Below are 13,078 nucleotides of genomic sequence, written 5' to 3' on the forward strand. Positions count from 1 at the left end.
AATGACAAATACTCACCCCAATGCACTAAGCCTTGCTGTGACCTTTGCAATCTGCTCTTCCATCACTGGCACACAAGCACTGGCCGATCGCAAGCTGCAGACAAAATCTGCCGATATTCTGGGCAATGGACATGTGGAGTTCACTCAGAGTGTGGTCAGGGTTCAGCCAACTTCAGGTGATGACCAACAGCCAATACCCAAATCCATTACAACCACCTACCCTTATGAGCCTGCAGTAAATGAGGACCTTCTCTATCCTTCTATAAGCTTTTCAGAAATTTTTTATAATACTCGTTGCACAGTTTCCAGTGTTGATCAGTTTGAGACAGACGAGAATAATGTTGCCAGGAAATACACCAAAGTCCTGAAGGCGTATTCAGGATCACCCATAACCTTGAAGAAAACGAACTGCTCATTGAAGTCAGAGGCGGAATGACCGATCAGGATTCAATTGAGGTTATTCGTAAAGGATGGCAATCGCATGGCATCAAATCACTGGAACCGTCAACAAAAATCGCCACCCCCATACAACTGGCTGATGTGCTGGACGCCGCCAACGACAGAGCAGGAAACCTCGGCTCAAGTGATCACTATGTTGCCCTTGCCACCATAGAAGTAGAAAAAGTTGAGGTCAATGGGCGCACCTTCATGCGTCTTGTCGCTTCGGGCGTTCAGCCCCCTGAACTGGATCGTCTGGGGCAATCGCTCTTTGTCAATGACGATGCTCTCCTGGCAGCCGCCGCCTCTGCCTATATTCAGGTTCATGTTCTGGAAGAGGATTTACAACAGCAGGCTCTTAATGAACTCCTGGCACACAGCAAACCCGTCGGCTACGTTGTAAAGGCCGAAGATGACACAGAGGTTTATCCTGCGCCTGCGGGCTATCCGAAGCTGGAAGTATCAGAAGCTTCGGAGGGAGTGATTGTTTTCCATGGCCAGAGGCTGAATCCGCAAGATGTCGCTTTTGTAGAAAACCTTCATAAACTCTGGGTAGAAACAGAGGCAAACAAACCCGCTCCAGCAACAGTGGTCAATAAACATAAGGTCGGAAGCTACCGGTACGCCATTCGATGCAGGCAGATGGCACTGCTGGAGGAGCTTGTAGCGACCCACTCTACCGGAGCTGACAAAGATCAACCGGTGACGTATACAGACGAAGATCTGCAGGCGTTTCGTGCGCTTTCACACTACGAATATCTCCAGCAGGCATTGGCCAGTGCTGCTGCAGCAGCTCCAGCAGATGAATTTGAATTCTCAATGGAACAGGTCAGAGTTGCTTCGTCTGTCATCACGCCAACCTGGATGCAGATTCAACTCGCCAGACACTTCAGTTTCAAACCCGCACTAAGACACCATCTAATCATTAAGAGTTTTGCTAAGGGTATTTTGAGTAATCTACTCACCGCCGACTCATTAATGCTCGATGCTTTAGCTCACAACGAAGAGTTTGCTTCCAGAGTCTTGAGCGACATCGCCAACCAAATGGTTCAGATGGAAATGAAGCTGACAAAGCATATGGCCTTAGAGGGTAAGCTGGCTCAGATTACAAACGAGCTGAAACTCCTGTCGGAGAAAGCCGCTATCAGTGAGGAAGAAAAACTCTATGCAGTTCAACTCAAGCAAAAAGTTGAGAGTCAGCTTGCAGAGAATCGTGAAGTGATTGAACAGCTGCAAGAGCATTCAGATCAACTTAAGCAGGAAGTCAAACGAATTCCAGAGCTGGAACAACAAGTTAGTCATGCCAGAGAAGAGGCCATAAAAAATTACAACACTCAACTGGCAGCAGAACTGGGTATTGACAACTGGGATGATACCCAGCCATCCGAAGAACAAATCAGACTCATTATAAAAAAAATTCATAAAATGAACCTGGCGGTGGCCGCAACATTCGCTGCAACAGGAGAGTCTTATGAAGAAGCTCCAGAGGCAAAACTGGCGGCGATTGAAAGCGTGTTAGGAATTACTCCGGACGATGAAAACGACCTTGGTTCCCGCTTTGCGTTTATTCAAGAGTACATGGAGCAACGGGCAGAACTCGCCGAAGAAGAGGCGCTGGCTGTTATAGAAGATCAACTCGGGCTGATGCCGATTAACAAAGATGACCTGAAGGCCCGTCACCAGGCCATTCAGAAACATCTTGAGCATCAACAGGGGCTGGAAATACAGAAAAAACAGTTGACGGATCTTCAGAAGGAAGTCGATCAAACTCTGAATAAGAGAAAAGACTATCACATAACATTAACAGCACACATAGACAAATATAACATCCAGCTGGCAGAAGAGCTTGGTATTGATAGCACGCCATCAGAAGAGCAAGCCAGACTCATTAGAGAGAAAATTAATGAAATCGAGAGTTCAGCTGCCGCAACAGAACAACAGCGGGCTAAAGCTTTAAAAGTAAAAATGGCGGAGATTGAAAAAGGGCTCAAACTGACTCCAGACAATGAAAACGATCTGATTAGCCGCTTTGATTCCATTCACAAGGCCGCCCAATACTTCAAGCAACTGCAGATAGAAGTAACCGATGATGTTGTAAAAAACAGGCTGACAGACATTGAAATACAGCTCGGCCTTTTCCCGGTTGACGATAAAAATCTGGAAGCCCGTTTCCAGACTGTTCAGCTGCACCTGAAACAGCAGGCAGCTCAGATAGATCGAGAACGCTTTCTGCAGCAGAACATCAGAAAAGATTCGAAAGTAGTCGCTGAAATCAAACCTCGCTATGCAACCATTGCCGCACATCTGAACATTCAGAATTTTGATAGCGATGCAGATATTGATGAACAGCAAGAAAGCCTGCTTAAAAAAATCAAGATGATGGAGAATTCAAAACAGTACCTGATTCAAAGACTTTCGGCACTGGAAGACCATCCGGAACGGCTGCATCATAAAGTTGAGGCTGATCAACAGGATGCAGAGAATTCTTACACCGAGGCCAGAAAAGGCGCTTTAGAAGCGGTTCTTGGTATTAAGCTGAATGAGGAAGACCCCGTCACTCTGGAGTCAACCGTCTACGAGAAGCTCTCCAGACTTGCAGAACTGGAACAAGAACTGGAAGACGTCAGAATTCCGGGCCATCCCAAAGCCAAGCCTGAAGTAATTGAGAAACTGAGTGCCGTGGAAGATGCCATGGAGATGACTCTCCCCGGTGGAGAGGAAGACGTTTATCTCCGGCGCGAGGCTATTTCTGATGATATAAAGACATACATCATGGAAGCCGGAAAAAGGTCAGAGGAAGAGGCTCTGAACATCCTGGAAGCACTGGAAGAAATATTCCACCTCGAAATCGACAAATATGCTGGCAAAGAAGCAAGACTTGAAACAGTTCGTTCAAAGTTTAACGACGATGATATATCAGAATACCAGCTGGACGAGATGGTTAAGATCCTCACGGACGACATAACGCTGGAGGATCCGGAGAAAGGAGATATGCGGCTCGACAGGCTTCGTGAGCATCTGACCTCTCGAGTCGAAGAATCCGATCTGCGAGCCAGAGAACACCAGCTTAAATATCTTACTGATATTGAGAAAAAGCTGGGTATCAACCCTCAGAAAAACCCTGCTGCTAATAAAAGACACGTGGCTTTCACTGACAAGCTGGCCAGTGATATGAAGTTAGAGTTTGAAAAGGATCTCAGCCTGTCTGACCGGATGTATGCTCTGGGTGCCGTACTTCGCAAAATGATGGATGAATTGCACAAAGGCTATAGGGATGAAGCTGCCAAAAGAACCTTTAACAATGGATTGGCTCGTAAACTCAACATTAAGGAGTATAAAGATGATGCCGCTATCCACGACCAGATCGAGCTGATTAACGGCAAACTCCAGCAACTGACCCAGCAACTGGATCAAGAATCGATGGATGCAGGTCAGCCTGAAGTTGAAGAGCGTGTCGCAGCCATTGAAGATGAGCTTGACAGGCAATTGGGCCGCCTTGGACCTAAACCCCGATTCGTTCTTGAACGTGATGTCGCCACAGCCAGGCAAGTCATAGAAAGAGCTAACACTGAGCTGGCAGGTGCTCATCGCAAGCTGAATGATCTTCGTCGCAAACAATTAGTGCTGGTAAATCGCGATGGCATTGAACCTATCTCGGATGAAGATAACAGCGCTCTCAATCAGGCAATGGAAAAAATACAGACCGAACTGGGTCTGCCTGCAGGTGACGAACAAACCCCTGAAGAACGAGTAGACGACATCAACCGCTTTATGCAGAGAGACGGTGCAGAGAGACGAGATGAAATCATTGATAAACTGGAGGCTGCCACAAAAAACCTGAACATCCAGATAAAAGATCACCTCCGATTACCGAAACAAGCTGATTATTTTGCCATTACAGCCTTCGCAAAAATTCATGGCCGGGACGAAATCAATGAAGTCGATGAGACATTAGGTGAACTGCCTTTAACCAGAAAAAAATACACTCAGGTCACGGAATTCCTGAGTGTACACGACAGAAAAGGCATGGACATAGAATCTGCACGGCATCAAAAGGCGCTTGCACAAGAGAATCTGGATCGTAAAAAAGAGGAGATTAACAAAGCCGGAGGCATCGAACAAAAAGTTAAAACCGAACATGAGAACGAATTTGAATCGCAGAGTACAGACCCTGAGCAGACCGACCTGAAGCAAACCCCGGAGCAGAAAAGTGACGCTGAATCAGAAGCATCGAAAGTTCCGGAGGCTCATAAAGCGAATATTGAAGCCACTGAGAAAGCCACAGGCTCTGAATCAGACTCTACTGATATTGAGAAACGGGATTCCCTGAGGTGTTTGATCGAGAACGATGTATCGGCAGTGGCTCGCGGGCTAGCTGTCCAAGAGGATATGGATCGAAAAAAAGAGGCGATTGAGAACGAGATAGAGCTGCTGGATCTGGCCCTGAAGCAGAAATGTGATGCTTTATCAAAAGCAGAAATCGCTCTGGCGGAACATCACAAAACGGCTCTTGAGGCCATTGAAGAAGCTGTGGGTCTTAAACCAGACTCTTCTGAGACCAGTGAACAGCGGATCAGTGCCCTGAGAAAAAAACAGCTGCAACTGGGCGGGGAAGATGGCACTGGCGGCAGGATCCAACGACTGATTCAGGAACAGGCCCGCCTGGAAGGTGAGATAGAAACCAGGAAAGCAGACATTGAGAGAATGAAGGAGAACCTGAAGACTGCAGAGCAAACCGCCGAAAACGACGGCGGCCCCTTCCAGTACACACCGAGACAGGTAAAAGTTCTGGCTGATATTTACGATTTCACGCAGCAGCACTCTCTCTGGAAACAAGCTCTGGAAGCCGCAATAGGTCTGGCAGCCTCTTCAGAAAAGAGCAGAAAGGCAATACCTTGCCTTGCGACCTTCGATTTTGACGATGAGTTTGCGCCCATTCGCTTACAGGCAATGGCCGGACAAGATCTGACGTTTGATCAGGCCGGTCGGATGGTGGAAGTTTTCAGAAGCCTCAAGGCAGACTTCCCCTCCCCCCCTCCTCCTTTCGAGCCTGAGAGAGATCAGCCCCAGACCCTCATTGAACAAGTCCAGATTCTGGCGCACCGAGCCAGGAATGAGATAGGAAGAGGTGCTAAATATTACGACGAAATCATTAACGGCATGGGTGAAACAGCCATTTACTTCGTCGAACATGAATCAGGGCACCTGAAAAGCTTCTCGGAATACTTCGAGATCCATTCTGCCAGTGGTAACAAGATCATAACACTGCTGCGTGAAGGTCTGATCAGCAAGGTTGAACTTGAGAACTACATAAAGGCCGTCAGAGGTGTCGACGGTTATCAGACAGTGGATGAGTTTGAACACTTCCTTGGCTACAACCAGGGCGTCAAGGTGCCTGAGTTCAGGAAGGTTGTTCAGATGCTGTCCGACAAGGGGGCTGAGGAACTTATGCGCAGTGCCTTTACTCCTGTGGCCGTCACCGGCTCTGGCCCAGCCGGTATGAAAGAGTCTGTTGCCGGCATGAAAGACTACGCAGCTGCGGTCATCGCCAATTACGTTCTTGACGATATTGCCTTTGAAAACGGCCGCAAGACGGCGGCATTTCTGGCTAATGTTCAGGATACCCTGACACCTTATGCCCACATTGCTGGCCTGCCTGAATCCGACCTGATCAAGATTATCAACAGCACATTGATGCAGGCTCATGCTGCAGCGGTTGAGCAACAGCTCAATGAGTACTGGGTCAGACCTTCAGCCTTCCTGGTACAGGCTGTCACCTGGTACTTCTCAAGCTACAAACCACTACTGGTGGCCCATACCGCCTGCCAGGCTGCCAGGCTGTCACTCTCAAACATGTCATTCCTCTATCTGCTGGACCTGACCAACAGGGGTGATTACGCACACAGAATGATCACACCTTTCGAGCACTGGCTGGAACGCTATGGTGTTGATTCTCAACGAGCCGGCCAATACGCCTACCATAATCAAATTGAGCAAGTCTCCGAAGTGGGCGGGCTGGCCATGCCATTGGGTAAAGCTGCTTCCTCCGTCATTCTGCTGAAAACCGGCTCCATGCTGTTTGCCCGGCAGCACAATGCCAACCCCCATATGTATCGCAGTATTTCCCGTCTGGTGCCCGAAATAGTGAAATCCATGGGTTCCGCGCAAGGGGTTCAGGTACCGCTGCTGCGCCGGGTGACACCACAAAAAGTGAAAAGTCTGGCCTCTGCCACCGCCGGCCTCATGCTAGGTCCGGTAGCTACTGTTGGAGCCTACGCCCATGGGCTGATCTCCGGTTTTACCTATGCTCAAACATTCGGATTTGCCCTGGCGTCGAGCCTCACTTTCGACTTCTTTATGAACGACAATAAAATACTCACTCAGTGGCTGGGTGGCCCCCTGGGCCGAAGCCTTGATAAAATTAATCGCTGGCGAGGCGTGGGCGAATCGGACCATGAATATGTGAGACGTACGGCTATTGCCACACCTCAACGCTCCGGTGAAAGCGACGGGGAGTATGCAAATCGTGTTAAAGCGGGCAACATGATGCTTGGCTGGACAAGACATGAAAATTATCTGCAGTTCCGTGAACGCCGTGATCGCACCCTAAAACTCTTTGAGCATGGCTGGGAGAAATACTTCAAAGAAAATGTGCCCAAATGGTCATTCTCCCATTCAGAGAGTGTGCCTTACTCTTACACTCTGGGAACCTTCTTCGAGTGGCAAAAGCCCGACGATAAGAAACTTTCTGCCCATGGTCAACTACCCGCCCCCAGAGGGACGGGCTTGTAAAAGCCCTTGTTGACCAAGGCACTATTCCAGGAGAGAAAAAAACTATTTTCAAACTAATCGGTGTACTCATCTCCGAGGAAGTAGAATGACAAATGCTTGCCCCAATGCTTTAAGCCTTGCTGTAATCGCTGTGATCGGCTCGTCCTTCACTGGCACACAGGCACTGGCTGATCGATGGCTGCAGACCAAATCTATCCATATTCAGGCCAGTGGACATAAGGAGTTTACCCACAGTGACGTCGTGGTTCGACCAACTTTAGGTCTTGACCAGCAGCCAATACCCAACTCCTTTACAACCACCTACCCTCATACTATCTTCAGAGAAGACTGCTATCACCTTCCTAAAGCAAGCTTTACACAAATAATTTCTGATCTTGAAGGCAAAGTTTCCAGTGTTGATCTGTTTCAAACAGGCGACAATGGCGTTGCTCAAAAATACACCAAAGTCCTGAAGTTAGATGATGAGGAAGTCTTCAGGTTCACCCATAACCTTGAAGAAACGAAACTGGTCATTGAAGTCAGAGCCGGAATGACCGATGAGGATTCAATTAATGCTGTTCGTGCATTTCATGACGAGAAACCATTAGAACCGTTTACGAAAATCGCCGCCCCCCCGCAACTGGCTGAATTACTGGCAGCTGTCTACGACAGAAAAGGAAATCTGGGCGCCAATGATCACTATATTGCCCTTGCCACCATTGAAGTAGAAAAAGTTGAAGTGAATGGACGTACTTTCATGCGTCTTATCGCTTCGGGGGATCAGCCCCCTGAACTGCAGCGTCTGGGTCAATCACTCTTTATCAATGAGGAGGCTCTTCTGGCAGCAGCCACCTCTGCCTATATCCAGGTTCATGTCCTGGGAGAGGACTTACAACAGCAGGCTCTTAATGAACTCATGGCCCACAGCAAACCCGTCGGTTACGTTGTACACGTCGACGATGACACAAAGTTTTATCCTGTGCCTGCGGGTTATCCAAAACTTGAAGTAGCAGAAGCTGCGGACAATGAGATTGTTTTCCATGGCCAGAGGCTGAGTCCGAGTGATATCGCTTTTGTAGAAAGCCTCTATCACCTTATGAAAGAAGCTGAGGGTAATAACCCCGTCCCAACAGTGTTAGCAAAGGTTGAAAAACATGAGGTCATAAACTACCAGCACGTCATTCGAAGCAGGCAGATGGCAATACTTGAGGAGTATGTTGCGCGGCACGATGCACTGGTTCACGAAGATGAACCGACGACGCTCACAAACGAAGATAAACTGGCAATAGATGCACTTGCTCACTATGAATATCTCCAGCAGGCGTTGGCCAGTAATGCTCCAGCTCGTTCAATTCAGGTCCCTGAATTTGAATTCACCCTGGAACACATCAGGGTTGCTTCGTCGGTCATCACGCCACAATGGCTGCATTCTCAACTCATAGAACATTTCAACTTCAAACCCGTATTCAGAAATCTTCTGATTAACCCGCATTTTGTCCAGAATATTCAGAATGTTATACCCATTAACAACCATGACAGCCAGGCGCAAACCGGTCATCATGAGAAGGACAAAAAGTTTGCAGCCAGAGTCATAGGAGACATGAACAGACAGCTGCTTAAAAAACTGGACAAGCTGTACGCAAAAGAAAGTGATCTCTTCAGACTTCATGACTACTTAAAGTCCAGAATCGGAGTAGCCAGTCCCAGTCGCAAGGAAAAGCTGGGTGAGCTGCAACAACGCTATTGGGAAGTTAAGGATGAGCTTGTAAAGATTCATGTCGAACTGGAATATCTGGAAAATATGGAACTGAAACTTCTGCTGGATGCTCAACGAATCCCGGAGCTGGAAACACAAGTTCGTACTATCAGAGCAGATGTCACAAAAGCACTTAACGCTGAAAGAGAAGCAGAAGTCAAAGCCTACTATGCAACCATTGCCAGTCATTTAAACACCATGAATTTTGATAGCAATAAAGATGGAGTACTTGGGAGACTGACCGCCGTGGAAAGAACCCTGTACATGGATGAGCCCGATAGCATTGATGACGTGTATCACCGTCGTCAAGCCATTTCTGAAGAAATTCAGACATACATCATAAAAATCAGACAGCAGGCAGAGGAAGATGCTCTAAAAATACTGCAAACAGTAGAAGAAATATTCAAAATCCAAGTTAACAAAGACGATTACAAAACAGCAAGGCTTGAAAGGGTTCGTACAAAACTTGTCAGCAATGATGTCTCAGAAGACATGCTGAATACGATAGAAGATGCCCTCTCAAAAGAAAAGATGATACCTGCGAGCGTAAAAAAGGCATCAAAACTCAGGAAGATTCAAGGGCATCTTACCTACCATGTCGAAAACACAGATGCTCGAGTCTTTAATCATCAGAAAGACCTGCTTGAAATGATAGAGCACGTTCTGCTTATCTCCTCCGAAATAAACCATGGAGCTATAGAAAGAGGCAAAGCTTTCGTTGCTAAGCTGGCCAATGAGCTGGGATTAACTATTGAAAACGATGACTACCTGTACAACAGCAAGCATGTTGTTGGAGACAAAATTCAGGCATTAATAACAGAAGTAAACGAAGCCAATGGCGATGAAGATGTCAGAAGACGCAGAAACAATGAAATGGCTTCTCAACTCAACATTGCGGCCTATAAAGATGATGCCAGCATTGACGACCAGAACTTTCTAATTAAAAGAACACTCCAACAGCTGAATGAAGAAGTTTCCAAAGCAGGTATTGTCAGCATTAATGAGCATATCACAGCCATTGATACAGAGCTTGACAGGCAATTGGCCTGCCTGGGACCCAAACCCCGATACGTTCTTGATCGTGAGCTAGCCAGAGCCAGACAAGCAATACAAAAAGCTGAAACAGAGCTAACAGATGTTCATCGAAAACTGAATAGGCTTAGTGGCAAAAACGTGTTGTTTGCCGGGAGTCGTGCTGACCTCCGACATATCTCGGATAAATACGACACAGCTATCAATCAGGTAATGAAAGAATCTCAGACCGACTTGGCGCTGGATGCAGGTAACGAACAACACCCTCAAGAGATAATGGAGGATGTCAAAGATTTCCTGTCGGGACACAGCAAAGAGAAGCAGGATTTAATCGTTGAGCAACGGGTAGGCAAAACAAATACCAACATCCAGATAAAAGAAAATGACGAAATTTTACCGGAAGAGGCTGATTACTTTATTGTCATTCGGAGCAGAAGAGATAATCACGATCAAGACAAAACCCATGAATTCGATGAACTATTGGGTGAACTGCCTTCAGTCAGGAAAAAGTACTTTCGGGTCAGGCAACTACTGCGTATTCACGACAAGAAAAATAGGGAGTTGACCAATGCACGGCTTGAAGAGAGGAACGCACAAGAGAGTCTTGATCTTAAAAAAGAGGAGATCAAGCGTTTTGGAAACACCGGTGAAAAGGCCGAAACCGAACAGAAGAACGAAATAACCCGCCTGAACACAGCCCTGGAGCAGAGAAGTGAAGCGGTATCAAAAGCAGAAGAGGACCTGATCGATTTTCATAAAACGTTTCTTGACCCCATGGAAAAAACCATGGGTCTTGAACCAGACGCCACTGACACCAATGAACACCGGGTTAATGCCCTGAGAAACAGGCTGGTAAAACTGGGCGGTGATGATGGTTCTGGCGGCAAGATTCAGCAACTGAGTCAGGAGCAGGCCCGTCTGGAAAGAGAGATTGAAGTCAGGAAAGCAAACATTGAGAGAATGAAGGAAGTCCTGAGGGCCGCAGAGGAAGCCGTCGAAAATGACGGCGGTCCCTTCCAGTTCACACCTAGACAGGCAAAAGTTCTGACCGATATGGACACCTTCACAGAGCAGCACCCTCTCAGGCAACAGGCTCTGGATGCTGCACTGGACCTGGCAGAATCAGCCGTCAAAAACGGTAAAACAATACCCGGCCTTGCGACGTTTGATTTTAACGATGAATTTGCACCGATTCGCCTGCAGGCAATGGTCGGAGACGATCTGCCCTTTGATCAGGCCAGTCGGATGGTGGAGGTCTTCAAGAGCCTGAAGACGAGCTTGCCTTTCGGGCATTCAGAAGATCAATCTCAGAATGTCATTGAGGAAGTCCAGAATCTGGCGCTAAGGGCCAGGAATGAGATAAAAACCGGGGCTCAACAATACGACGATGGAATACGCGGCATGGGCAAAAGAGCCACTCACTTCGTCGAGCATAAACCAGGGGACCTGAAAGACTTTTCGGAATACTTCGCTGCCCACTCTGTCAGTGGTGGCAGGATCATTGCTTTGCTGCGGGAAGGACTGATCAGCAAGATCGAGCTTGGAAACTACATGAAGGCCATCAGAGGTGTCGATGGTTATCAGACTGTGGATGAATTTGAACACTTCCTCGGCTACAAACACGACGTCCATATACCCAACTTCAAGAAGGTTGCACGGATGCTGTCCGACAAGGCTGTTGAGGAATTCATGCAAAGTGCCTTTGATCCAGTAGCTGTCACAGCCACTGGCCCGACGGGTATGAAAGAGTCTGTTACTGGCATGAAAGAGTACGCAGCTGCGGTCATCGCCAACTACGTTCTTGATGATATTGCCTTTGACAATGGTCGCAGGACAGCAGCATTCCTGGCCAATGTTCAGGATACCCTGGCACCTTATGCCCGTGCTGCCGGAATATCTGAATCAGACCTGATCGAAACTGTTCATGGCACATTAATGCAGGCTCATGCCGCAGCGGTTGAACGACAGCTACTGAATTACTGGGTCAAGCCTTCAGCCTTTCTGGTACAGGCTGTCACCTGGTACTTCTCCAGCTACAAACCCCTGCTGGCTACCCACACCACCTGGCAGGCTGCTGAGCTATCCCTCTCGAACCTGTCGTTCCTCTATCTTCTGGATCTGACCAGCAGAGGAGATTACCTGCACCGGATGCTGATACCTTTCCAGCACTGGCTGGAATCTTATGGTGTTGATCCTGATCGAACCGGGCAATATGCTTATCACCGTGGCATTGAACAAATCTCCGAATTGGGCGGGCTGGCCATGCCATGGGGTAAAGCCGCTTCCTCGGTCATTCTGCTGAAAACCGGCTCTATGCTGTTTGCCCGACAGTACAACGCCAACCCGCAGATGTATCGGAGCATTTCCCGTCTGGTGCCGGAAATAGTGCAATCCATGGGCTCCGGACAGGGAGTTCAGATACCGCTGCTGCACAGGGTGACACCACAAAAAGTGAAAACCCTGGCCTCTACCACAACCGGTCTGCTGCTGGGCCCGGTAGCCACCTTCGGAACATACGCCCACGGTCTTTTATCCGGGTTTACCTACGCCCAAACATTCGGATTCGCGCTGGCGTCCAGCCTCACTTACGACTTCTTTATGAACGACAACAGGATGCTCACTCAATGGCTGGGTGGACCTCTGGGCCGTAGTCTTGACAAAATTAATCGCTGGCTGGGCGTGGGTGAAACGCAAGATAACTATGTGAAACGTACGACTGTTGCTTCACCTCAACGCGTCAGTGAAACCGATAAAGACTATACAAACCGTGTTAAAGCCAACGGCACCCTGTATGGCTGGACACGACACGAAAATTACCTTCAGTTCCGTGAGCGTCGGGATCGCACCATGAAGCTATTCGAGAATGGCTGGGAGAAATACTTCAGGGAAAATGTGCCTAGATGGTCATTCTCCCACGCAGAAAGCATTCCTTACTCTTACACTCTGGGTGCCTTCTATGCATTGCAACAGGACGATAGCAAGACAGCTACTTTTTATGATAAGAGAAATGCTCTTCAAGCCACATCAACTCCCGAAAGTAGTGCAGCGTCTGGAAAAAAACTGCAGCCGTGAAACCTTCAG

General features: G+C 48.0%; 3 protein-coding genes. All 3 read left to right on the forward strand.

The features are described from left to right. Position 1 precedes the first annotated feature (1 nt). The 3 genes from ACOMG9_RS16890 (at position 2) to ACOMG9_RS16900 (ending at position 13,069) form a co-directional block, all read left to right on the forward strand. Positions 2–436 (forward strand): hypothetical protein, encoded by a 435-nt coding sequence (locus ACOMG9_RS16890; RefSeq protein WP_494529140.1) that lies wholly within the window; start codon positions 2–4, stop codon positions 434–436. Beyond that, positions 433–7,230, forward strand: coding sequence for a synaptonemal complex protein 1 (locus ACOMG9_RS16895; RefSeq protein ID WP_494529141.1), 6,798 nt, complete (start codon positions 433–435; stop codon positions 7,228–7,230). The genes ACOMG9_RS16890 and ACOMG9_RS16895 overlap by 4 nt, the downstream gene beginning before the upstream one ends. Positions 7,231–7,315: 85 nt before the next feature. After that, positions 7,316–13,069: a hypothetical protein gene (locus tag ACOMG9_RS16900; protein WP_448217742.1), complete on the forward strand. Its 5,754-nt coding sequence runs from the start codon at positions 7,316–7,318 to the stop codon at positions 13,067–13,069. Positions 13,070–13,078 lie beyond the last annotated feature (9 nt).

The organism is Endozoicomonas sp. PH6C (assembly GCF_059322965.1).

What these genes read in the sequence shown, in the direction of transcription:
- ACOMG9_RS16890 (WP_494529140.1), top strand. Translation starts at nt 2, where the DNA reads ATGACAAATACTCACCCCAATGCACTAAGCCTTGCTGTGACCTTTGCA.
- ACOMG9_RS16895 (WP_494529141.1), top strand. Translation starts at nt 433, where the DNA reads ATGACCGATCAGGATTCAATTGAGGTTATTCGTAAAGGATGGCAATCG.
- ACOMG9_RS16900 (WP_448217742.1), top strand. Translation starts at nt 7,316, where the DNA reads ATGACAAATGCTTGCCCCAATGCTTTAAGCCTTGCTGTAATCGCTGTG.